The sequence below is a fragment of the Microbacterium sp. B35-30 genome, assembly GCF_010634855.1.
Classification (GTDB): domain Bacteria; phylum Actinomycetota; class Actinomycetes; order Actinomycetales; family Microbacteriaceae; genus Microbacterium.
On record NZ_MWLQ01000025.1, the window covers coordinates 1 to 23,362 of the forward strand.

21 protein-coding genes are annotated in these 23,362 nt (G+C 69.6%); 13 read left to right on the forward strand and 8 right to left on the reverse strand.

The features are described from left to right. The first annotated feature begins 110 nt into the window (after positions 1-110). The 5 genes from B2K11_RS13980 to B2K11_RS14000 all read left to right on the forward strand — a co-directional run bounded on the left by B2K11_RS13980 (position 111) and on the right by B2K11_RS14000 (position 4,005). Positions 111-359: a hypothetical protein gene (locus B2K11_RS13980; RefSeq protein ID WP_163618938.1), complete on the forward strand. Its 249-nt coding sequence runs from the start codon at positions 111-113 to the stop codon at positions 357-359. Positions 360-484: 125 nt separating this feature from the next. Next, a complete protein-coding gene (locus tag B2K11_RS13985) occupies positions 485-1,414 on the forward strand; it encodes an ABC transporter ATP-binding protein (RefSeq protein ID WP_163618940.1) in 930 nt (309 codons plus the stop codon). Next, positions 1,414-2,148 carry an ABC transporter permease gene (locus B2K11_RS13990; RefSeq protein WP_204260135.1) on the forward strand — a complete coding sequence of 245 codons (735 nt, stop codon included), beginning with the start codon at positions 1,414-1,416 and terminating at the stop codon, positions 2,146-2,148. Before B2K11_RS13985 ends, B2K11_RS13990 begins: the two co-directional genes overlap by 1 nt. Further along, positions 2,145-3,383, forward strand: coding sequence for a sensor histidine kinase (locus B2K11_RS13995; protein WP_204260136.1), 1,239 nt, complete (start codon positions 2,145-2,147; stop codon positions 3,381-3,383). The genes B2K11_RS13990 and B2K11_RS13995 overlap by 4 nt, the downstream gene beginning before the upstream one ends. Then, positions 3,376-4,005 (forward strand): response regulator transcription factor, encoded by a 630-nt coding sequence (locus B2K11_RS14000; protein ID WP_163618942.1) that lies wholly within the window; start codon positions 3,376-3,378, stop codon positions 4,003-4,005. The genes B2K11_RS13995 and B2K11_RS14000 overlap by 8 nt, the downstream gene beginning before the upstream one ends. 47 nt (positions 4,006-4,052) lie before the next feature. Here the strand turns inward: B2K11_RS14000 and B2K11_RS14005 are convergent, their stop codons facing one another. Beyond that, positions 4,053-4,835 carry an alpha/beta hydrolase gene (locus B2K11_RS14005; protein WP_163618944.1) on the reverse strand — a complete coding sequence of 261 codons (783 nt, stop codon included), beginning with the start codon at positions 4,833-4,835 and terminating at the stop codon, positions 4,053-4,055. 2 nt (positions 4,836-4,837) lie between these two features. Next, complete coding sequence (locus B2K11_RS14010; protein ID WP_163618946.1) at positions 4,838-5,722, reverse strand: hypothetical protein; 885 nt, start codon at positions 5,720-5,722, stop codon at positions 4,838-4,840. A gap of 108 nt (positions 5,723-5,830) precedes the next feature. On the opposite strand from B2K11_RS14010, the gene B2K11_RS14015 reads away from it, so the two are divergent. Both B2K11_RS14015 and B2K11_RS14020 read left to right on the forward strand, forming a co-directional pair. Beyond that, positions 5,831-7,021 carry a histidine kinase gene (locus B2K11_RS14015; protein WP_163618949.1) on the forward strand — a complete coding sequence of 397 codons (1,191 nt, stop codon included), beginning with the start codon at positions 5,831-5,833 and terminating at the stop codon, positions 7,019-7,021. Continuing rightward, on the forward strand, positions 7,018-7,626 hold the full coding sequence (locus tag B2K11_RS14020; RefSeq protein ID WP_163618951.1) for a response regulator transcription factor: 609 nt from the start codon (positions 7,018-7,020) through the stop codon (positions 7,624-7,626). The genes B2K11_RS14015 and B2K11_RS14020 overlap by 4 nt, the downstream gene beginning before the upstream one ends. A 59-nt stretch (positions 7,627-7,685) precedes the next feature. On the opposite strand, the gene B2K11_RS14025 is transcribed toward B2K11_RS14020, so the two are convergent. The 3 genes from B2K11_RS14025 to B2K11_RS14035 form a co-directional block, all read right to left on the reverse strand. After that, entirely contained in the window at positions 7,686-8,459 is a 774-nt protein-coding gene (locus B2K11_RS14025) for a hypothetical protein (RefSeq protein ID WP_163618953.1), read from the reverse strand. Beyond that, entirely contained in the window at positions 8,456-9,337 is an 882-nt protein-coding gene (locus B2K11_RS14030; RefSeq protein WP_239526066.1) for an ATP-binding cassette domain-containing protein, read from the reverse strand. The genes B2K11_RS14025 and B2K11_RS14030 overlap by 4 nt, the downstream gene beginning before the upstream one ends. 116 nt (positions 9,338-9,453) lie before the next feature. After that, positions 9,454-12,441, reverse strand: coding sequence for a DUF5107 domain-containing protein (locus tag B2K11_RS14035; protein WP_163618956.1), 2,988 nt, complete (start codon positions 12,439-12,441; stop codon positions 9,454-9,456). A 119-nt stretch (positions 12,442-12,560) separates the two neighbouring features. On the opposite strand from B2K11_RS14035, the gene B2K11_RS14040 reads away from it, so the two are divergent. Next, a complete protein-coding gene (locus B2K11_RS14040; protein WP_163618958.1) occupies positions 12,561-13,451 on the forward strand; it encodes an AraC family transcriptional regulator in 891 nt (296 codons plus the stop codon). A gap of 55 nt (positions 13,452-13,506) precedes the next feature. On the opposite strand, the gene B2K11_RS14045 is transcribed toward B2K11_RS14040, so the two are convergent. Further along, entirely contained in the window at positions 13,507-14,493 is a 987-nt protein-coding gene (locus tag B2K11_RS14045) for an aldo/keto reductase (protein ID WP_163618960.1), read from the reverse strand. A 122-nt stretch (positions 14,494-14,615) separates the two neighbouring features. Here B2K11_RS14045 and B2K11_RS14050 point away from each other — a divergent pair, with 122 nt between their 5' ends. Both B2K11_RS14050 and B2K11_RS14055 read left to right on the forward strand, forming a co-directional pair. Continuing rightward, entirely contained in the window at positions 14,616-15,500 is an 885-nt protein-coding gene (locus B2K11_RS14050) for a helix-turn-helix transcriptional regulator (protein ID WP_163618962.1), read from the forward strand. 188 nt (positions 15,501-15,688) lie between these two features. Next, positions 15,689-16,945: a GGDEF domain-containing protein gene (locus B2K11_RS14055; RefSeq protein WP_163618964.1), complete on the forward strand. Its 1,257-nt coding sequence runs from the start codon at positions 15,689-15,691 to the stop codon at positions 16,943-16,945. Positions 16,946-16,988: 43 nt separating this feature from the next. Here B2K11_RS14055 and B2K11_RS14060 read toward each other — a convergent pair whose 3' ends face one another. Continuing rightward, positions 16,989-18,707, reverse strand: coding sequence for an IlvD/Edd family dehydratase (locus B2K11_RS14060; protein ID WP_163618966.1), 1,719 nt, complete (start codon positions 18,705-18,707; stop codon positions 16,989-16,991). 214 nt (positions 18,708-18,921) lie between these two features. On the opposite strand from B2K11_RS14060, the gene B2K11_RS14065 reads away from it, so the two are divergent. After that, positions 18,922-19,848 carry a LysR family transcriptional regulator gene (locus tag B2K11_RS14065; RefSeq protein ID WP_163618968.1) on the forward strand — a complete coding sequence of 309 codons (927 nt, stop codon included), beginning with the start codon at positions 18,922-18,924 and terminating at the stop codon, positions 19,846-19,848. A 37-nt stretch (positions 19,849-19,885) separates the two neighbouring features. Here B2K11_RS14065 and B2K11_RS14070 read toward each other — a convergent pair whose 3' ends face one another. Continuing rightward, positions 19,886-20,926, reverse strand: a complete 1,041-nt coding sequence (locus tag B2K11_RS14070) for a LacI family DNA-binding transcriptional regulator (protein WP_239526067.1) — start codon at positions 20,924-20,926, stop codon at positions 19,886-19,888. Positions 20,927-21,097: 171 nt separating this feature from the next. Here B2K11_RS14070 and B2K11_RS14075 point away from each other — a divergent pair, with 171 nt between their 5' ends. Further along, positions 21,098-22,402, forward strand: coding sequence for an extracellular solute-binding protein (locus tag B2K11_RS14075; RefSeq protein ID WP_163618970.1), 1,305 nt, complete (start codon positions 21,098-21,100; stop codon positions 22,400-22,402). A gap of 70 nt (positions 22,403-22,472) precedes the next feature. Further along, positions 22,473-23,357 (forward strand): sugar ABC transporter permease, encoded by an 885-nt coding sequence (locus B2K11_RS14080; protein ID WP_163618972.1) that lies wholly within the window; start codon positions 22,473-22,475, stop codon positions 23,355-23,357. Positions 23,358-23,362 lie beyond the last annotated feature (5 nt).

Genomic DNA, 23,362 nt, shown 5'->3' on the forward strand with positions numbered 1-23,362 from the left:
GGCGGATCCCGCCGTCAGCCGATCGATCGATCACCGGCGCAGCCGCTGCGTCATCGAGACGGCGCCGATCGCTGGATGTGCCTGCGTGCTCGTCGCGCGAGCGTCGAAGCATGGCACAGAACGAATACCCCTCCTCCGTCAAAGGCAGGGCCGCACCGCTCGATGGTGCGGCCCTGCTCACCCGTCGGCTCGCGGCACCGCTCGACAGATTCACGAAGGTGCTCTCCCGCCGACGGCGCACACCGGTGCTGACCAACGAAGAGCACCATCGGCTGCGGCTCGCCGAGAAGGACCGGCGCGAACGCGAGTACGCAGCGCTGATGCGGCTTCTGGCGACGACGTTCGGAGCCCTGCGATGATGCGCCGGCTCTCGCCGGCTGAGCGCGCATCAACCGAACGGTGGAGCGTGGAATCATCCGGCGCCGCCCGCCTTCTCAGCCGACCTGGTGACGCGAGGGCGGGCAGGGCGCGCCAGCCTGAGATCATGCCCGTCGCCCAGATCGCCGGACTCCGCAAGGGGTACGCCGGCCGCACCGTGCTCGACGATGTGACGTTCACCGTGGAACGCGGGGAGATCTTCGGCATCCTTGGGCCCAACGGTGCCGGAAAGACGACGATCGTCGAGATCCTGGAGGGACTTCGCCGTCCTGATGCGGGGTCGGTGCGCGTGCTCGGGATGAACCCGTGGAAGGAGCGGCGCCGGCTGAGCGAGTCCATCGGGGTGCAGCTTCAGAGCGCCCAGCTGCCCGACAACATCACGGTGGCTGAGGCGCTGCGGTTGTACGCCTCGTTCTACGCGCGCCCGACGGACTGGCGCGTGCTTCTCGAGGAGTGGGATCTCGTCCGTCTCCGCTCGGTGCGGTACGCGAAGCTCTCCGGGGGTGAGCGCCAGCGATTGATGATCGCGCTGGCTCTCGTCGGGCAGCCCGAGGTCGTGTTCCTCGACGAGCTCACCACGGGGCTCGATCCGAACGCGCGTCACGCGACCTGGGAACTCGTGCGCCGGCTGCGCGACACCGGCGTGACTGTCGTGATCGTGTCGCACCTCATGGACGAGGTCGAGTATCTGTGCGATCGGGTCGCCATCCTCGACGGCGGAGTGATCGTCGCGGTCGGCTCACCCGCCATGCTCACCGCTCGGCTGGGCGGCGAGAGGACGATGCGCTTCGTGCTCGCCGGGGGCGCGTCCACCACCCCCGACATGGACTTCCTCCACGGGCTGCCCGGTGTGATGAACGTGCGGCGCCTCGGCCGCTCGGTGACCGTCACCGGAAGCCGGGACCTCGCTGCGCGCGTGGAGGCCGCGCTCGCCGAGCACGAGGTGCCGATCACCGATGTACGCGTCTCCGACACGACGCTCGAGGATGCCTTCATGTCACTGGCCGACCGGTCGAGCGACGGAGGTGCTTCCTGATGTCAACGATGGCGCGGCGCGATCCCCGCTCCCCCGTGTCCGCGACCGCCACTCTCGCAGCGATCGAGGGGAGGCTGCTCCTCCGAGATCCGGCATCCCTCTTCACCGTCGCGATCCCGGTCTTCCTCCTCGTCGTGTTCGGCGCGTCCAGCAGGGCGGGCGCGACGGCGGTGCTGCCGACCACCCTCGCGACGGCGATCGGCCTGTTCGGGCTGTACCTCGTGCCGACCACCCTCGCGACGTACCGGGAGCGGGGCATCCTGCGTCGGCTCTCGGTGACTCCCCTGTCGCCCGCGCGTCTGCTCGGCGTGCAGCTCTTGTTGCAGACGGTGCTCGCAGTGGCGAGCTGCACCCTCCTCGTCGCGGTGGGAGCGGCGATGGGGGCGGCGCTCCCGGTCGACGTGGTGGCATTCGCAGCCGCCGTCGTCCTGGGGCTCGCGTGTCTTCTCTCCTGCGGTCTCCTGATCGGCGCCGTCGCCCCGAACGGCCGTGCGGCCAACGGCATCGGCGTGCTGCTCTACTTCCCGCTGGCGTACCTCGGGGGTCTCATCCTTCCTCCGCCACTCATGCCTCCCGCCGTTCTCGCGATCGGGGCGTTCACTCCCCTGGGGGCCCTTCGCGACGCACTGGCCGCAGCCTGGGACGGCGGCGGCAGCGCGCTGTCGCTCGGGGTGATGGCCGCGTACGCTGTCTGCGTCAGCCTCGCCGCCGTCATACTGTTCCGCTGGGAGTGATCGCGATCCCGCAGTCGAGCAAGCTCGAAGAGCGCCACAACCGCATCGAACGGATGCTGGCCGTGGCGCCCTACGTGCTGCTGCTCGTGCCGACCGTCGTGACGACGGTGCTCGGCGCCGAGTGGCCTGACGGCCTCATCACCCTGGGCGTCGCGGCGGTCGCGGTGCTCTGGTTGTGGCTCATGGCGACACGACGCGAACCCGGAGTGATCTTCTTCGTCGGGCTCCTCGTGCTGATCGCGATCCTGGGGTGGCGCAACCCCTGGTTCGCCGGCCTGTTCGGCTTCACGGGCTACCTCTACGCCTGGACGGTGCTCCGGGGCGCGTGGCGCTATGTGGGGGTCACCCTCACGGCGATGATCAACGTCGCCGCTCTCATGGGCGATGTTCTCGGCACTCCGCTCCAGTTCGCCGCGTATGTGTCGTTCGTGGTGCTGACCGTGCCGCTCGTGGTCCTCTTCAGCATGCTGGGCGACGTGACGGCGGAGCGCAGCGCCGCGTATCAGCAGACGGTGACCCAGCTGCAGGACGTGATCGCCGAAAACGCGGAGCTGCATGAGCGGCTGGTCGCTCAGGCCCGCGAGGCCGGCATCCGCGAGGAGAGGCAGCGCATGGCGCGCGAGATCCACGACACGCTCGCCCAGGGATTCGCCGGCATCGCGACGCAGCTGCAGGCCGCGCAGCGCGCCGGAATCGCGGGCGACGACCTCGCCTGGCGTCACCACCTCGACCACGCGATCCGGCTCACGCGCGACGGACTGGAGGAGGCCCGGCGCTCGGTCCGCGCGATCGGCCCCGCACAGCTCGATGCGACGCTGCTGCCCGATGCCGTGGCCGCGATCGCGGCGGAGTGGAGCGATCGGAACGGCGTCCGCGCGACGGTGTCGGTGACGGGCGACACGCGCCCCCTGCATCCGGAGGTCGAGGCCACCGTGGTGCGCATCGCGCAGGAGGCGCTCTCGAACTCGGCCAAGCACGCGGACGCCAGCCGCGTGGGTGTCACCCTTTCGTATATGGACGATCAAGTGGCCCTCGACATCCGCGACGATGGCGTGGGATTCGATGCGGCGCAGAACTCCGGCGACGGGCGTTTCGGTCTCACGTCCATGCGGCAGCGCGTGGCTCGGCTGGGCGGGGACCTCGAGGTCGAATCCTCGATCGGCTCCGGCACGGCGATCTCGGCCACCCTGCCCGCCATCGGCGCGCGCACCTCGGAGGAAGGCTCGCATGCCTGACGTCGCCATCCGCCTGCTGATCGCCGACGACCACCCGGTCGTCCGGGACGGACTCCGGGGCATGTTCGCGGGCGACCCGCGATTCGACGTGGTGGGTGAGGCGAGCGACGGCGCTCATGCCGTCGAGCTCGCGCGCGCGCTCGACCCCGACGTCGTGCTGATGGATCTGCGGATGCCGCGTCTGGACGGTGTCAGTGCGATCCGGCGCCTGCGCGAGCTCGGGATCACGGCTCGCGTGCTGGTGCTGACGACCTTCGACACCGACAGTGAAGTGCTGCCCGCGGTCGAGGCGGGCGCGACGGGCTACCTCCTCAAAGACGCCCCGATCGACGACTTGAAGCGGGCGGTCGAAGCGTCGGCGCGAGGCGAGTCGGTGCTCTCGCCCACCATCGCCACCCGGCTCATGCACCAGGTGAGGGAGCCCGGATCGCCGATCAGCGATCGCGAACTGGAGGTGCTCTCGCTCATCGCCCAGGGCCGATCGAACAGAGAGGTGGCGGCAGAGCTCTTCATCAGCGAGGCGACCGTCAAGACGCATCTCCTCCACGTGTACGACAAGCTCGGCGTCAACGATCGCGCCGCCGCGGTGGCGGTGGGATTCCAGCGGGGGCTGCTGACGTGACCGCGCGGCTCGGCCTCGGTCTCACCGGGAGCTCGAGGTTCGTCGCTTCAGTTGTCGCGCCCTGCCTCAGCGGAACGGGAGAACGGCATCCGCCGAGGACCCCTGCGGCCGGCGAGGAAGTCGGCGGCGAGGCGGGCACATTCCTCCGGGTGCTCGTGCAGGAGGAGGTGCGTGGCGCCCGGCAGCACCGCGAGGTGGCCGTCCGGGAGCCCCCGGTACAGCTCGATCGTGTGCTCGAGGGCGACGAGGTCGTCGTCGGCTGCGGCCACCAGTGCCGGACAGGTGATGCGGCCGAGGTCGCTCGCCGTCAATGGCGCTTCGTCGCGGGCGGCGGCCGCGATCTTGGCGGCGACGACGGGGAAGTGGTCGAGTCCGTCCGGCGAGACCTCGCCGTAGGCGTGCACGATCTCGGCCGGCCAGTCAGCCGTCGCAGCGGTCCGGACGAGGAGTCCGTCCGCATCGAACCACCCGCTGAAGAGCACGAGCGCGGTCACCAGCTCCGGTCGGCGCGCGGCGACCCGCAGCGCCACCGCAGCGCCGGCGCTGTATCCGACGACGGCCACCGGACCTCCCGCGACCGCCTCGATGAAGCGGATCGAGTCCGCCGCCATCACCTCCAGGGTCAGCGGCCCGTCGACATCCGCCGTGCGACCGTGCCCGCGTCGATCGAGCAGGAGCAGCCGATACTCCGAACGGAGCGCCGCCAGATTGTCTTCGAAATCGCGGGAGTCGCTGAATCCTCCGTGCATCATCAGGACGGTGGGACCGGCGCCGCGCTCCTCGAACCAGAGGTCGACGTCGCCGAGCGGAAGACGGCTGCTCCTGCTCATCGTCAGCTCCACATCGCGACCGTTGCGACGATGGCGGTGACGCCGACCACGACGTCGATGACGATGCACGCCTCGGCGAACCATCGCCACACCACCACGTTGCTGCGATGAAGCACGACATCCCAACCCGCGTGCAGCAGCCAGCCGATCCCGATGAGGATGCCGGCGGCCTCAGGGGTGACGAACACGGCGAGTGTCGCGAGAGCCGCATAGGCCAACGCGCCGGCGGCGTGGAGCGTGAGCAGCCGCCGATCGCGGAACTGGCGACGAGCGAGACCGATGACGAGATACTCGGCGCCGAGGACGACGAGCGCCCAGGGCGGCGCGACGTCGGGGTGCAGGATCTCACCGAACGTGAGCAGCAGCGCGAGGAGCGTCGGCCACCGACGCGAGAGACGACGGAGACGGATGCCGGAGTCGGGCGCTTCCGCGATCGGCCGGCTGCGTCCGGACGCCAGATCGCCGGGCAGGATGGCGACGAGCAGCGCGATCGCAGGGACGACGAGCACATGGCCGAGGAGCACGGCCGTCGGACCGGAGATCCCGCCCAGCCAGAACGGCAGGAGCGGCAGGGCGAAGGCGGCGCCCGTGACGATCACCATGCCGAGTATGGAGCGGTTCGAGCGGCCGCGCGCGAGCATCCAGACGGCGGTGCCCGCGCAGACATCGAAGGTCATGACGACGGCGACACCGGCGGGTTGGGCGAGCACGGACGACCGCCCGAGGAGACTCAGCACGAGCGCGGTGATCTGGTCGACGAGGACCATCGACACCGTCGCGGCGGTGAGGAGCTCGAGGGCGCCGAGGAGCGCCCCGCGGAACGGAGTGGTCCGGGCGCCGTCGCGGCGCCTCGGGAGTGCGGATGCGGAGAAGAGCGGTGTGGACATGACCCCAGGGTCCGTCCGACCGGCGATCGGTCCTACGGGAGCGATGCACGCGATTCCGTGGGCATCGCACGGTCGGAACGTGTATCCGCCGACGGAGATTCGGTCGATATGGGCATCGCGTCGCACGGCGGACTCGACGACCGTCGGTTGGTCAGGGCTCGTGCACTCACTCTTGCGTGGCTGGCGGGCGCCGTCGTGACCAGCGTGCTCATGCCGGGCGTGGGAGTGATCCGAGAGCCGCGGCCGACGTGGATCGTGCTGGGATCGATCGGCACGCTGTGCTTCGCCGTCACGCAGGCGGGAGTGCTCTACGGGGCTGTGGCGCCCGGCGGAGTGCGGGGCAGACCGGGATGGACCGCGGCGTTCGTCATCGCCACCGGGCTGTCGATCGCACTGGTGGGACCGGTGGCGGCGGGGAGCTGGCAGTCGTGGGCATGGATCGGTGCGGCGGTCGTGGGGACGCTTCCCGTCCTGCTGCGACCGCGATGGGTCGTGGTCGCCGCCGCGGCCGTGTGCGTCATCGGCGCGGCCGTCGCCTCACTCACCGGCGGGCAGGCCCGACAGGCGCTGGTCATCGTCGCAGTGATCGGCGCCGGCTTGGCCGTCGTCAACGTCAGCGTGCTCTGGCTCTGGCGCGTGATCGCGGATGCGCAGGCGGGCCGCGAGGCGATCGCCGCGCTCGCCGTCAGCGAGGAGCGGCTCCGGTTCGCCCGTGAGGTGCACGACATCCTCGGTCACACCCTCACCGTCATCGCCCTGAAGGCCGAGCTGCTCGAGCGCCGCACGTCGGCGGCGCGCCCGGCGCCGCCGGACGCCGCAGGGGGCACCGACGGCGTTCGGGACTCGAGTGAAGCGGCCGAGATCCGGCGTCTGGCCGCCTCCGCCCTCGAAGAGATGCGGGCCGCGGTCGCCGGCTCGCGATACGTGGAGCTGGCTGACGAGATCGACGCCCTGCGCCGCGTGCTCGAGGCCTCGGGAGTGCGGTGCACGGTTCGTGTCGAGGGCGATCCGGCAGGACGACGCCTCGCGACTCTCGCACCGATCGCTCGGGAGGCCGTGACGAATGTGCTGCGGCACAGCCGCGCCTCCTGGTGCGAGATCGCGCTGATGACCGTCGACCGCCGAACCGTGCTGATGGTGCGCAACGACGGCGCCGCGCACGGCGCGACGCACCGCGATTCCGCCAGCGGAGGCCTCGCCGGAGTCCGCGAGCGGCTTCGGGAGGCGGGCGGCGTCCTGACGATCATCCAGGACGACGACACGTTCGAGCTGCGTGCAGAGCTGGGAGGGGCGGCGTGATCCGCGTGCTGCTCGCGGACGACGAGGATCTGATCCGCACCGCGCTGGCGCTGCTGCTCGACCTGGAGCCCGATATCGAGGTCGTCGCGCAGGCCGGTGACGGTCGGTCCGCCATCGAGTCGGCGCTGCGGCACCGCCCGGATGTCGCGGTGATGGACCTCGAGATGCCGGTACTCGATGGCATGCAGGCCGCTGCCGAACTCGAGCGGGCGCGCCCCGAATGCGCGACCGTGATCCTCACGGGCCGTGGCCGCCCCGTGCACATGGCGGCAGCGCTTCGCGCCGGGGCGCGCGCCTTCGTCGTGAAGGGTGCTCCGGCCTCCACGCTCGCGGATGTGATCCGGCGCGTCCACGAGGGCGGGCGCTACGTCGATCCTGTGCTGGCGGCGGAGGCGCTGACGATCCCGGCGTCTCCGCTGACGGAGCGCGAGACGGAGGTCCTTCAGCTCACCGGAGAGGGCCTTGACGTCGGCGGTGTCGCCGCCCGCCTGCACCTCGCCCGGGGCACCGTCCGCAACCTGCTCATCTCCGTCCGCGTGAAGCTGGATGCCGTGAGCTCCCACGACGCCGCTCGCATCGGCCGTGACGCCGGGTGGATCCGCTGATCCACCGGGTCGACCGACGTCGGTCACCCGCGTTCCCCCGGAGCCCCGAGCCGTGGGCGTCAGACGTTGCGCCGCTTGACAGCGATGGCCGCGACCACCAGCCAGACGGCCGTCCACAGCACGGTGGTGAGGATGAGCGTGAGCGGATCGAGTTGGCCATCCTCGCTCGTGAGGGAGGCGAGCGTGGTGAGGGATGATCCGGGGATGGTCTTCCCGATCAGGTTCACGGCACCGACGGGGATGAGGCCGAGGATCAGGGGCACCAGGTAGAAGAAGCCGAGGACGACTCCCAGGGCACCGATCGAGGAGCGGACGATCAGGCCGGCCGCGACGCCGATCAGCGCGCCGCACGTTTCCGCGAGGGAGAGATCGAGCAGGACCCGGATCACCTCCGGCGACCACGCGTCCAGTCCTCCGCCTCTCAGGACGTCGGCAAGGGCGAACGTGCCGACGGAGGTGACCAGGGACACGGCAAGGGCGATCGCCGCGACGAGCGTGTACTTCGCGAGCACCACGGGTGTTCGCGCGGGAACGACGCTGTATGTCTGGACCGCGGCGTTGCTCTCATAGTCGGAGGTCGCCGTCATGATCCCGACGAGGATGAGGATGATGAACGTCGCGAACGAGGACGGCGTCGCGGTGTCCAGGACCGCGGCCGCATCGACGGGTCCCGACGCCGCGGACGCCCAGATGAGGGTGATCAGGAACGGTGCGACGAGGGCGGCGCCGATCAGCCACTTCGTGGCGCGCAGCCCGGCGAGCTTGATCCCCTCCGATCGGATGGCGCGCGCGAGCGTCACGGGATTGTCGCGAGCGGTCTGGGCGACACTCATCGCGACTCCTTGTCGGCCGGCTGGCCCGCGGCGAACTGCTGTTCACCCTCGGTCAGCGAGAGGAACGCGTCTTCCAGGGAGCCCTGTTGTGAGACGAGCTGGTGCAGGGGGATCGCGTGAGCTGCGGCGAGGTCTCCGATCGCCTCAGCGGTGATGTCCGTGAGCACCAGTGCGCCAGCGGGTGCCGTGCTCTCCACACGCCCGCCGTTCGCGGTGACGATGGCGGCCAGGTCAGGGCTGCGCGGCGAGCGGACGAGGACCGAGGAGCGGGTGGCGTGCGCGATGACGTCCGCGATGGGCCCGTCCGTGATGACACGCCCTCTGCCCATCACGATGACCCGGTCGGCGGTCAAGGCCATCTCGCTCATCAGATGGCTGGAGATCAGGATCGTCCTGCCCTCCGCCGCGAGAGATCGCGCGAGTTCTCGCACCCAGTGCACTCCGTCGGGATCCAGCCCGTTCACCGGCTCGTCGAGCACGAGCGTCGCCGGATCGCCGAGCAGCGCGGCCGCGATGCCGAGCCGTTGACGCATCCCCAGCGAGTAGGTGCCGATGCGCCGCGCCGCGGCATCCGTCAATCCGGTCATCGCCAGCACCGCGTCGACCCGACGGTCGCCGATGCCGTTGGTGGCCGCCAGCCCACGCAGGTGCGTCCGGCCGGTGCGGCCAGGATGCACCGCGGTCGCATCCAGCAGCGCGCCCACCGTCGACATCGGTGCCTTCGAGTGGGAGAACGGTGCGCCGTCGATGAGCGCCGTGCCGGAGGTCGGCCGATCCAAGCCCAGGATCATGCGCATCGTGGTCGATTTGCCCGCGCCGTTGGGGCCGAGCAACCCTGTGACGCTGCCAGGAACCACCGTGAAACTGACATCGTCCACGGCGACGCGAGAACCGAAGTGTCGCGTCAGGCGAGCTACCTCTATCAACCTGGGCTCCTCCTCGGTCACGCTCAGCCTACGGTCCCCGCTGGGTCCGGCGGCGGTGACGGGCCCGATCAGTCCTCGGTCGTCTCGCGCGCGAACAGCAGGAGCTCAGGGAGGCTCGTGGCGAAGTAGTCCGTCTCCCCGCTGGCGTGGCGGGCCACGGGCGGAACGTGCTGGAGGCGCGCCTCGCCCAGGGTCGCGGGCGGGTCGGTCTGCGGCAGGCCGTTGGCCGCGAGCACCGCGTCCCATGCCGCGATCGCCTGGCCTTCGCCGCCCTCCCAGGGGTGGAAGGATCGCGTCAGCAGCACCTCGAGCGCCCGCTGCGCCTCGCCGGCGTCGACGAGCAGGTGCAGGTACTCGATCGTGAAGTCATCGCGAGAGAGCACGAGGGTCTCCACCGGCCGGAGCCGGCGCAGGCGCTCCGACGGGGACTGTCCGAGCCGGATCGCCAGCTGGTCCTGCTCGTACCGGAGGCGGGCATCGTCGGGCGCGGCCGTGACCCCTCGCTCATACAGATCCCAGGCGCGGGCGTCGTCGTGACCGATGTTGTAGGCGGCGAGCGCGGCATTGCGGAAGAGGACGGCGTCGACGCGTCCGAGCGCGATCGCCCGATCCCAGTGCGCGCGCGCCTCGGGGCGCCGCCCGTGCGCGTAGAGCAGCATCGCGATCAGCGAATGCGCCACGGCGTCATCCGGGTCCGCCGCGAGTGCCGCCTCGAGCGCGTCGAGCGCATCGAGCCCGAACGGGAAGGTTCGCGTCAGGTCGGAGACCCGGGCGCGCTCGCGCTCCTCCTCAGCACGGGCGGTGTCGCCGCGTGTCTCGTGGAGCGCTGCGGCGATGTAGTGCGCGATCGGGCGGACATTCCCGGACCAGGCGGCCGCTGCCGTCGACGCCCACTCGAGAACCTGCAGCGCCTCGTCCAGCGCTCCGGCATTGCGCAGGTCCAACGCGACGTCGAGCAGCAGCCCGGCCTCGTCCGTCAGGGGTCGACCCGCGAGCGCCCTGGTGGTGGCGTCGAGGGGATCGGCCTCGAGGGCACGCAGCAGGACGGCTTCGGCATCCGTGTCCGCTCCGGAGCGGCGGAGCAGGATCGCGCGGAGGGCGACACGGCGTGCGTCGTGGCCGACCACCCCGTCGAGGGTGTCGAGGACGCGCAGTGCGGCGCGGTTCTGGCCCCGGTACGCCAGCGACTGGGCGAGGGCGAACCCTGCTGCCGCCGCCCAGGTGCCGTCCCAGCCGGCCTTGCTGAAGGCCTGCTCGGCCTCGGCGATCCGCCCGAGCCGGCGCAGCACCAGCCCCTGCAGGTAGAACGCCTCGGCATCCACCGGGTTCGCGTTGCGACGGGTGAGCCGCCTCAGCGCCGTCTCCACCCGCCCCAGAGCCGTGACGTAGTCTCCGGCGCGATAGTCCCGGTCCGCGAGCGCGAGGTTGATGCGGATATCACCGGGATCACGCTCGAGGCCGGCGTTCCAATACGCCAGCGGCGAGCGCGTCGGGTGACGGTACTGGCTGAGGTGAAGGCCCGTGAGGTAGAGCTCCTCGACGGAGTCGATCGCGTCGGGAGCGGGGGGCTCCTCGGCGACCCAGGGCTCTTCGTCGCCGACGACGGTCGGGCTCCACCGCACCAGGAGCTGTCCCGCCGATGTCAGCAGCTCGGCCGCGATCGCCTCTTGGCCGTCGTATCGCGCGTCGGTCTCGAGCCGCAAGGGCACGCCCGGGTCGATGTCGACGCTCTGCGAGGCGAGCACCTCGCCGTCGCGGACGATGCGCGCGAGCGCGCCTCGGTGCGATCGCGTCACCGCGAAGGACGCCGCCAACGTGCCGTCGCGGTCCACGTGCACCGCCGCGTCGGGCGTGGCCTGGTGCGCGGCGCCGATCGCGGGGATCGGATACCAGTACTGAGTGAAGACCTTGGTCTCGCCGGGGAGGAGCCAGCTGAAGTCCGGCTGGTTGTCGGTGTAGACGCCGGCCATGAGCTCGACGTAGGGGCCGTCGCCGTCGGTGAGCTGCGCGTCCCACGCCTGCCCGAGGGGCCCGGTCCCCCACGTCCACTGCTTCTTGCCGGGCGACAGCCGACGCTCGGCCCAGTGCACGAAACCGGCGCCGGCGGCGTGGTCGTACCCGCCGAAGAAGTCCTGGCCGGAGTCGACGATCATGTACGACGTCGGCACCGGGATGTTCTTGTACAAGTCGATGCGGTTCGCATCGGGGGCGGTCTGCGCGAGCGCCGGATAGTCGACGCCGTAGTACGGCCGGTCCGCCTCAGGAAAGGCGGTGAGCGCGCGGCGGGCATGATCGGCGACGTAGCGCACGTCCTCGGGGAAGAACGACTGGTAGTCGTCGTGGACCGCAGCCGCGACGTTCGCCCACCAGAGGAAGGTCTGACGCTCGTCTGTCCGGTTGTGCAGCCGGACGGCCAGCTCGACGACCGAGCTGCCCCCACGCAGCCGCACGCCGTGCTGCGCCGACATGCGGGCGAACGGATCGTGGTCGTGGCACCAGACCGTCACCGTGCCGTCGTCGTCGTACTCGATGGATGCCTCGACGGGAAGGTACGTCGCCGGCCGATGGTGCTGCGGCCAGTTGAACTCGACGCCCCCGCTGATCCACGGCCCTGCGAGCCCTACCAGGGCAGGCTTGATCACGTTGTTGCGATAGAAGAAGTCGTAGCCGGTGGTCTTGTCGTAGCCGATGTGGATGCGACCGCCCAGCTCCGGCAGCACGACGACGCGGACGTACTCGTTCTCGAGATGGATCGCATCCCAGTCGCGCAGCGTCGGCTCATCGGAGACGTTCTCGGTGAACGGCAGCGGATACACCTTGCCGCTCGATCCCTGATACACCCGGTGGTCGAGGAACATCGGGTAGCGGCTCGGCTCACCCGGCTCGTACGTGCGGATGGTCAGCGGCTCACGCCAGGCGACGGCTTCTCCTCGTCCGAGCGCCGCCTCGAGGTGGGCGGGGATATCGGGAAGCCGGAGCTTCTCATGGGGATCGTGCGACGTATCGAGAACCGGGCCTCTGTCCACGGTGTCGACGTCCGTCCGTTCAGCGGTCATCGCTGACCTCCTCGGGAGACTGCGGCGGAGTGCCGGGTGGATTCTTTCGCGAACGTTGCGAGCGGATACGACGCTACGAGCCGTCCGCACGCGGAGGTATGGTGAGAATGAGGGACTTCATGGACGAAACACCGATCACCGGCGAACCGTTCTATCGCAAGGACGGCTTCGAGAACCAACGCCTCTGCGTCGTCCCCCGACCCCAGGTCGAGGCGGCTCTCGAGCGGGCGGGGACGCGGCGCATGACCGTCACGGATGCTGGACACTTCCCCGCTGCGAGAGGCCACCGGCGGACTCGCACGAACGGCGCGGCAGAGACGATCGTGATCCTGTGCGTCGCGGGTACCGGCGTCGTGCGGATCGCCGGCACGGCGTATGCGCTCACGCCGGGCACCTGCATCACCATCCCGGCTCACCAGCCTCACGACTACCAGGCGTCGTTCGACGATCCATGGACGATCTGGTGGATGCATGTCCGGGGCACGGACGTCTCCGAGCTGACCGGGCCGCTGCTCGGCATCCCCCGCCCGCTCACCAGCCTGCGCGCGATCGACGGCGTCGCTGCGCTGTTCGACGAGCTCGTGAGCCTGCTCGAGCGACGTCACTCCCCCGCGCACCTGCTCGCGGCCTCGGGCGTGGCGTGGCAGCTGCTGACGCGGGTGGTCGCCGACAGCATCCTTCCGGCGGAGGGCTCGCCCATCGAACGAGCGATGCACTTCCTCGAGGCTCGCGTCGACAGCAACATCCAGGTGGGCGAGCTGGCCGCGATGGTGGGCATGTCGCCCTCCCACCTGAGCGCGCTGTTCCGCCGGGCGACCGGAAGCGGGCCCGGCGCGTTCCACACCTCGGTGAAGATGGCGCGCGCCCGGAGCCTGCTCGACACGACGACGGTGAGCGTCGGCGAGATCGCTGCGGCCGTCGGCTACGCGGACCCGCTGTACTTCTCCCGCCATTTCCGCCGGGTGCACGGCGTCAGTCCGACCCAGTACCGGGCGCAGCACAAGGGGTGACCTGCGCTGCACCCAGACACCGGCCGAGCGCCGCGACCAGGTCCTTGGGAAGCTCTCAGCGCGCGACCATGCGCATGCCCGACTCGTCGTAGCGGTCGCCGGCGACGCCGAGGCGCACAACCAGAGCGTTGAGATCGGCGATGTCGTCAGCGGACAGGCCGACGGTCGTCGCGGCGGCGTTCTCGTCGACCCGCTCACGGCGGCGCGTGCCGGGGATCGGGACGATGTAGGGACGCTGCGCGAGCAGCCAGGCGAGCGCCACCTGCGCCGAGGTGGCGCCGCGAGCGGCGGCCAGGGCGGTGACGTGGTCGATGAGCGACTGGTTCGCCGCGAGGTTCTCGGCCTGGAACCTGGGGACGTGTGCCCGGATCTCGCCCGCCTCGAATTTCGCGTCCGGGGTGACGGTGCCGGTGAAGAAGCCTTTACCGAGCGGGCTGAACGGCACGAACCCGATGCCGAGCTCGTCACACACCGGCAGAACCTCGGTCTCGGGGTCGCGGGTCCACAGCGAGTACTCGCTCTGCACCGCGGTCACCGGGAACACCGCGTGTGCGCGGCGGATCGTCTGGGCGCCCGCCTCGGAGAGACCGAAGTGCTTCACCTTGCCCGCCGCGACCAGCTCGCCGACCGTGCCGGCGACTTCTTCGATGGGCACTTCGGGGTCTACACGGTGCTGGTAGAACAGGTCGATGGCCTCGACGCCGAGGCGCTGGAGGGACGCGTCGGCGACGCGGCGGATCTGCTCCGGACGCGAGTCGGTGCCCACCATCCGCCCCTCGACGATGTTCCATCCGAACTTGGTCGCCACCACGACCTGGTCCCGGATCGGGGCGATCGCCTCGCCCACGAGTTCTTCGTTGACGTACGGGCCGTACACTTCCGCGGTATCGATGAACGCGAGCCCCTGTTCGACGGCATATCGCAGCACGCCGATCATGTCGTCGCGGTCGCCGGGGTTCGGCCCGTACGACATCGACATGCCCATCGCGCCCAGTCCAATGGCCGAGACCTGAAGTCCCTGGCCGAGTTCTCTCGTGTGCATGATTCCTCCGGTTCTCGAACTGCCTCCATTCAACGCGCACGCGTGCTCGTCCGGCAGTGACAGGCGTGACCGGTACCGTCAGTACCCCCCTCGGGTCAGGAGACGGGCGTACGGTCGAGGACATGGATCACCGCAGCGAAGCGCGCGAGTTCCTCACCACCCGGCGCGCACGCATCACGCCCGACGTGGCGGGACTGCCCGCATTCGGCGGCAACCGGCGCGTGCCCGGGCTGCGTCGCGAAGAGGTCGCGCTGCTGTCGGGAATGAGTGTGGACTACTACACGCGCCTCGAGCGCGGCGACCTCTCCGGCGTGTCCGACACCGTCCTGCAGTCTCTCGCCCGGGCGCTGCAGCTGGACGACGCCGAGACCGCGCACCTGCACGACCTCGCCCGAGCCGCCAACGCGTCCCCCGTCGCCCGCAAGGCGCGCCAGACGACGACGACCGTGCGTCCCAGCATCCAGCGACTGCTCGACGCCATCACCGACGCGCCTGCGATCATCCGCGACAACTACTACGACTATGTGGCCGCCAACCGCCTGGGCCGTGCGCTCTACTCACCCGTGTTCGCGGAGCCGGCGCCCAACAGCGCCCGGTTCGCGTTCTTCAACCCCGCCGCGCACGACTTCTACCTCGACTGGGACAAGGTCACCCAGGAGTTCGTCGCCGCCATGCGGGGCGACGCCGGCCGCAACCCCTTCGACAAGCGACTCACCGACCTCGTGGGCGAACTGTCCACCCGATCCGAGACGTTCCGCACGCTGTGGGCCGCGCATGACGTCCGCTATCACCGCACCGGCGTCAAACGCCTCCACCACCCCGTCGTCGGCGACCTCGAACTCACCTACGAAGCCTTCGAGCTTCCCGCCGACCTGGGCCTGCAGCTGTCGACCTACACGGCCGAACCGGGCTCATCCTCCGAGGACGCGCTGAAGCTCCTCGCGACCTGGGCGGCCACCACCGACGCCCCCGCACCCCGGCACGTGACACTCCCCCAGCACGACTGACACCGCCCGGGCGTGCCAGGTCGAGGGAAGCTGCGACTGAGCGATCGAGGTGCCTACGCGCCCCGCTCACCTGTATGGTTCGAACACCGGCTCGCTCGACGCCGCCGACGCCGCCGGAGGGAGGATGCGTGGAACGACGCAGCGCAGATGCGCTCCCGGCGGGTGTCGTGCGCTTGAAGCGGTCGGGCGTGATCGCTGAGGCGAATCACTGGTTCAGGGAGTGGTACGGGACGAGCGCTGACGAGATGGTCGGCCGATCGGTTGACGAGCTTCTCGTCCCTGCACCGGGTGATCTGCTCCCGGCCGGCGCCGGGCCGGGACCGTGGATGATGGTCCACGCCCGCGATCGCGAACGGGCGGTCATGGTGAGTCGCCACCCACGCTCCGAAGGGGATTTCCTCGTCATCGAGGAGGCGTCGGAAAGGTTCCGTGCATTGACCGACCTGCGCCGGCGCTACGCGCTCGCAGACCGCACGCGTACTCGGCTCCAATTGGTGATGGACTCGTCCATCGCGTTCTCATCCTCGACCACCGAAGAGCGGCTCGCGGAGATCCTCGCCGATACAACCGCCCGGGCCTATCGCGCCGAGACGTCGGCGGTCTACCTGGTAGAGCCCGACGGAACGTATGCGATCGCCGCCGGCACCGACGCCTTCGACGGTCGGATCGACCTCGGGCCGCTTCTCAGGTCCGTGAGCGCAGCACGCCGGGTTGAGAAGGTCCTCGACGCGGAGACCGGCGAGCGAATGGTCGCCGGGCTCGGACCCGCGATGACTGCGGCCGGTGTCCGCGCGTTCATCGCCGCGCCGCTGCACCATGAGGAGGCGGACTTCGGCGCGTTCGTCAGCTGGTTCCATCACGAACGCACATTCGACGACGAGGCGACGCCGCTGGCGGAGGCGTTGGCAGGGCAGGCCGCACAAGCGCTCGCCACGCTTCGGCTGCAGGCCCAGCTCGCGCACGCCGCGAGCCATGACGAGGTGACCGGCCTCCCTAACCGGCGGCTCCTGGAGACCCAGATGGACCAGATCGTCGGCGCTTCGCGGTGCGCGGTGCTGTTCATCGACCTCGACGATTTCAAGGGTGTGAACGACCGACTCGGCCATCAGGCCGGCGACCGGATGCTGAGGGATGTCGCGCAACGCCTCCTGTCCGGTGTGCGCGCAGGTGACCTCGTTGCCCGGTACGGCGGCGACGAGTTCGTCGTCGTCTGTGAGATCTCCGAGCAACCCGAAGCTCTCGCACTCAGCCAGCGGATCCTTGATCTGCTCCGCGGTGATCTGACGCGGCCGGCCACCCATCAGCGATTGAGCGCGAGTATCGGAGTAGCGATCGCCCCCGAGGGCAGCCAATCGCCGGCCGAGCAGCTGATCCGCCGCGCAGACCTGGCGATGTATGGCGCAAAGGCCGCCGGCGGGAACAGGATCGCGCTCGCCGAGAACTAAGACCTCCGGCATCGAGCTCCCGAGCGCCGAGGGACGATGGTCCTCAGTGCGACTCGCGCGAGACCTTCGAGCCGCTCGACCCGACCAGGAAGTCGAGGTCGGCCCCGGTGTCGGCCTGCATGACGTGGTCGACGTAGAGGCGCTCCCAGCCGCGGCGGGGGTTCGCGAAGCCTTGCACGGTCGCGTCGTTCACACCCCGCGCGGCGAGCTCGTCGGCGGGGATTTCGACGTCGAGGCGACGGTTGCGGACGTCGAGGTCGATCCAGTCGCCCGTCTGCACCCGTCCCAGCGGCCCGCCGGCGGCCGCCTCGGGGGTCACATGCAGGATGACGGTTCCGTAGGCGGTGCCCGACATCCGTCCGTCGCAGATGCGCACCATGTCGCGCACGCCCTTCTCGAGCAGCTTCTTCGGCAGCGGCATGTTCGACACCTCCGGCATGCCCGGGTACCCCATGGGCCCGCAGCCGCGGAGGATCATCACCGAGTCCTCGTCGATGTCGAGGCCGGGGTCATCGATGCGGCGGTGGAAGTCCTCGATCGAGTCGAACACCACCGCCTGCCCGCGGTGCTTCAAGAGGTGGGGCGACGCGGCGGCGGGTTTGATGATGGCGCCGCCCGGGGCGAGGGATCCGCGCAGCACGCTGATGCCCGCGGCCGGGATGAGGGGTGCATCGCGGGGTGCGATGACGTCCGCGTCCCAGATGCGTGCGTCGTCGAGGTAGTCCACGAGCGGACGGCCGGTGATGGTCAGTGCGCTGGGGTCGAGCAGGTCCTGCACTTCGCGGAGCACCGCGAGGAATCCGCCGGCCCGGTAGAGGTCGTCCATCAGGTAGCGGCCGGCGGGCTGCAGGTTCACCAGCAGCGGCACCTCCGCGCCGATCCGGTCGAAGTCGTCGATGGTCAGATCGATGCCCAGCCGACCGGCGATGGCGAGCAGGTGCACCACCGCGTTCGTCGAGCCGCCGATCGCGGCGAGCGCGACGATCGCGTTGTGGAAGCTCGCCTTCGTGAGGAACGTCGAGGGGCGGCGGTCCTGTTCGATCAGCCGCACCGCGAGCCTCCCCGTCTCGTGCGAGGCCTCCAGCAGCCGGCTGTCAGGCGCCGGGGTGCCGGCGAGACCGGGGAAGATCGTGCCGAGCGCCTCGGCGACGAGCGCCATGGTCGAGGCGGTCCCCATCGTGTTGCAGTGCCCCTTCGACCGGATCATCGACGACTCCGACCGGTTGAACAGCGCCTCGCTGAGCGTGCCCGCGCGCACCTCCTCGCTAAGGCGCCAGACATCCGTTCCGCAGCCGAGCGCCTCGCCGCGGAAGTGGCCGGTGAGCATGGGGCCGCCGGGGATCACGACGGCGGGAAGATCCACGGATGCCGCGGCCATGAGCAGCGCCGGGATCGTCTTGTCGCAGCCGCCCAGCAGCACCACGCCGTCGATCGGATTGGCACGGAGCATCTCCTCCGTCGCCATGGCCATCATGTTGCGCCACAGCATCGCCGTCGGGCGCACCTGCGCCTCGCCCAGGGACACCACGGGAAGGTTCAGAGGGATGCCGCCCGCCTCGTAGATGCCGTTCTTGACCGACTGCGCCACCTCGTCGAGGTGCGCGTTGCAGGGCGTGAGATCCGAGGCGGTGTTGGCGATGGCGATCTGCGGACGACCCCGGAATGCGGTGTCGGGAACTCCCCGCCGCATCCACGCGCGATGGATGTAGGCGTTCCTGTCGCCTGCCGAATACCACTCGGAGCTCCGGAGATCTGACGCCATCATCTACCAGCTTTCGGAAATCACGTCCGGGCTCGTCGCCGGCTCGAGTCGGCGGCGACCGTGCCACCTACTGAACCACCGGCACCGGCTCCGCGCCATGATCGCGCGAGTCGTCGGCGGTTGGCCCACCATCGACCACCCCAATCCCACCGCTGCAGTTATAGACTCGGTCGATACTCAAGGGCGATTTCCGGGAGCGGGTTCCGAGGACGACATGAACGCCGAAGCGCCGCTGTCGCGTCTCGACTTGAATCTGCTCGTGGCGCTCAACGCCCTCTTGAGCGAACGCAGTGTGAGCCGCGCAGCCGAGCGACTCCACCTCAGCCAACCGACTCTGAGCGCATCGCTCGCTCGACTTCGCACGCACTTCGGCGACCAGCTGCTCGCCCGCCGGGGCAACACCTACGACCTCACACCACTCGGCGCGCGGCTCGCCGAGCTCGTGCCGACCGTTCTGGAGGGCGCGCGTCGCGTCTTCGAGATCGAAGCGGACTGGAACCCGTCGGACTCGACGCGGGAGTTCTCGATCTACCTGTCGGACTACGGCATGGCCACGGCGGCTCCGGTCGTCGCCCGGCTGAGCCACGGTCTGGCTCCCGACATCCGCTTCCGATTCCTGCTGCACACCCCCACCATCGTCGACGACGCGGCTGAACGCCTGCGCTCCGTCGACGGCATCGTCCTCCCGCACGGCTTCCTGTCGGATCTGCCGTTCACCGATCTGTGGCGGGACGAGTGGGTGGTCGTCGCATCAGCAGACCACCCGGCCGTCGCCCGCGGGCTGTCCCTCGACGATCTCGCGAGCGCCAGCTGGGTCCTCACGTACCAGACCCGCACGGCGTTCACGTCCGCGAGCCGCCAGCTGCAGCAGCTCGGGCTGGAGCCCCGCGTCGAAGTCGTCGTCGAGAGCTTCCTCGCGGTCCCCCAGTTCGTCATCGGCACCAGCCGGCTGGCCATGGTGCAGCGCGGTATCGCCCGGCTGATCGAGCGGTTCGATGGCGTCGCCTTGCTCGACCCGCCGTTCGAGGCCACTCCTCTGTCCAACGCGCTCTGGTGGCATCCCGCGTACCGGAACGATCCCGCCCACGCGTGGATGCGCGACATCTTCGTGCGTGCCGGTGGCATCTTGACGGAGCAATGAGGCCGGGAGTACAGACCGGCTCCGCTCCGCGTGCACGTCAGCGCTGCGTGCTGCGACGCTCGACCAGCGTCGGCACGAGCCGGACGGCCTCGTGCTCGTGGTCGGCGTCCTCGAGCTCTCGCATCAGCAACCGGATGCCGGTCGCTCCGAGCTCCTCGCCCGGCTGACTGATCGTCGACAACGGCACCGGGGCATCCCAGGCAGCCTGGTTGTTGTCGTACCCGATGACGCTCACGTCGTCGGGCAGGCTGATCCCGGGTGACTCGGCGAACGCCTGCAGAATGCCCGCCGCGAGCAGATCGGATGCCGCGACCACGCCGTCGATCTCACCCGCGGCGACGCGCGGGGCCAGAGCCCGACCGACGTTCCAGCCGTCGGCACGGTTGATCCACTCCGGCTGGACGGCATCGACGGGCGCGAGCCGGACCTCGGCGAGGGCGCGCAGGAAGCCGTCGCGGCGATCGGCGACGGGCTGCAACGAGCCCGGCCCGCCGACGAAGACCAGACGGCGGCGCCCCTGATCCAACAAGTGCTTCGTCGCCAGCTGCCCGCCGAACGCGTTGTCGATGAAGGCGCTGCAGAACTGCGCCGAGGTGTCGTGATAGTTCAGCATCACGAGCGGCGTGCGGCCGAGAGCTCGGGAGGCGATCGCGCGGAAGTGCTGGGCGTCGTTGAGCGTCAGCAACGACCCGAGGACCAGCGACTGCTCGAACACCGCGAGCGCTCGCCTCTCGCGTTCGAGCTCCCCTCCGCTGTTGGCGAGGATCACCGACGCGCCCAACTCGCCGGCGTGCGCCTCTGCGCCCTGCGCGATGTCGACGAAGAGCGAGTTGCCGAGATCGGAGAGCGCGAGGCCGACGGTGCGACTGCCGCCTGCAGCCAGCGACCGCGCCGCACCGTTCGGCACGTAGCGGAGTACGGAGATCGCCCGCTGCACCTTCTCCTGAGTCGATGGTGAAACCCGCTCGGGATGGTTCAGCACGTTCGACACCGTCGAGGGGGACACACCGGCGAACGCCGCGACGTCGTCGATCCCCACGGCATCGGCGGGCCGCCGCCTCATGGTCGTCGAGATCACCCCACGATCCTACGCACAGGATTGCAGCGCTTCAGAACGAGGGCGAAGCCGGTATCGAATCGGTCGATAACCGCTATCGAAGATGCCATGCCGTGCTGGCTTTGCCGCCCTCAACGCCGCTCCTACTGTCGATTGCAGCGCTTCAATTGAGGCCGCATTCAAGGAGGAACTGTGACCACAGCACGTACCAAGGCGAGCCGCCTCGCCTTCTTCGGCGCCGCGATCGGCGTCACGACTCTCGCACTCACCTCGTGTGCGGGTGGCGGCAGCGGCGAGGCAGCCGCTCCCAGCGAGTTCTCGTACCTCTCGTTCGCAGAGAACACCAGCATCCAGGACACCCTCACCACGCTCAGCGAAGACAGCTGCGCTGACGAGAACGACGCTCTCCCCTTGAAGGTCAGCACCCAGCCGCAGGCGAGCTACGACCAGCAGCTCCAGCTCCTCGCAGGTCAGAACGCACTCCCGTCGGTATTCGCCAGCGGCAATTCGCCTCAGGTCGCCAAGGACCTGCAGACGGGCGACAAGCTCGTCGACATCGCCGCCGAGCTCGACGAGCTGGGCGCCGCCGACGACATCCTGCCGGCCGCTCGCTCCACGATCGAGGCGCTCTACGGCGGCGAGGTGTTCGTGCTGCCGACGGAGCTGAACGTCGAGGGCATCTGGTACAACAAGGCACTCTTCGCCGAGCTCGGCATCGAGGAGCCCTCTACGTGGGACGAGCTCACCGAAGCCGCCGCGACGCTCAACGACGCCGGCGTGATCCCGTTCTCGGCTGACGGTCAGGACGGGTGGCCGCTGACGCGCCTCGTCGGCAACTACCTGTACCGCTCGCTCGGCCCCGACGCGCTGCAGAAGGTCGCCGACGGCGACGCGGAGCTCACCGACCCGGAGTACGTCGAAGCTGCCGCCGCCGTGGCAGAGCTCGGTGCAGCCGGCTACTTCGGCCCCTCGGTCGGATCGATCGACTACATGACGGCCGTCAACCAGTTCCTCACGGGGCAGGCGGGCATGTTCTACATGGGCAGCTGGATCCTCGCCAACTTCAACGACGAGGCCCAGAACCAGATCGGCGCAGAGAACATCGGCTTCATGCCGTTCCCCGAGGTCGAGGGCGGCGCCGGCAGCAGCGACCAGCTCGCCGCGAATGTCGGCGTGCCGCTGGCGATGTCGCAGGCGACGTTCGACGACGACACCGCAGCATGGCTGGGATGCATCGCCGAGAACTTCGGCTCCGAGTCCCTCGGGTCTCAGGGCGTCATCACCGGCTTCGCGACGAACACGCCGGTCGATGGCCTGCCGCCGCTGACCGAGATGATCCAGGAGAAGATCGCGGCCACCGAGCAGAGCGTGCTGTGGTTCGAGGCGCTGTTCGACGCCAAGGCCGCAACGACGAGCCAGTCGAACGCGTCTCAGCTCGTCACGGGTGCGATCACCCCTGAGGAGTTCATGGGCCTCGTCCAGGCCGACCTCAAGTAGCAGCATCCCCGCTGTGGCCGGGCGAGACCTCGCCCGGCCACAGTCATCACCCAACGGAAAGCACCACCACGTGAACCGCGTACTCGGCGACTGGCGCGCCATCACCATCCTGCTCGGCCCCGCCCTGCTCGTGTACACCCTCGTCATGCTCGTCCCGATCTTCTGGTCGCTCGGGTACACGGTGTTCGAGGGCAACCCCATCCTGGGCTTCACCTTCGTCGGGTTCGACAACTTCGCCCAGCTGTTCACCGACCCGAAGGTCGGAGACGCGCTGTGGTTCACGATCAGATACGCCGTCGTCCTCACGCTGCTGCAGGTGCTCTTCGGCTACGGGCTCGCCCTGATCTACGTCTTCTGGCTGCGCAAGGCCTCGGGCGTGATCCGCACTCTGGCGTTCTTCCCTGTCGTCCTTCCGACGGTGGCGGTCGCCCTGCTCTTCCAGGAGCTCTTCAAGATCGCGCCCGTGCAGGGGCTGGTCAACGACATCCTCAACGTGTTCGGCATCGCCTCCGTCGACTGGTTCGCGTCATCGGCGACGGCGTTCTGGGTCATCATCTTCATGGACCTCTGGCGGTCGATGGGGTTCTACGCCGTGCTGCTCTACGCGGGCCTTGTCGACATCCCCGACGACATCTTCGAATCCGCCCGGCTGGACGGCGCTTCCGGCTTCCGCCTGGTGTGGCACATCGTGATCCCGCTGTCGCTGCCGGTGCTGCTGTCGTCGATCATCTTCAGCATCAACGGCACCCTCAAGGTGTTCGACTCGATCCTCGCGCTGACCGGCGGCGGGCCGGGCAACACCACCACGCCGCTGACCCTGTACATGTTCCAGACGTCGTTCACCTATGGCGAGTACGGGTTCGGCAGCACGATCGCGCTGCTGCTCACGGTGCTGTGCCTGGTCGTGACGATCTTCATCTTCCAGTCCAACCGCCGCGATCTGACCAAGGACTAGCCGCC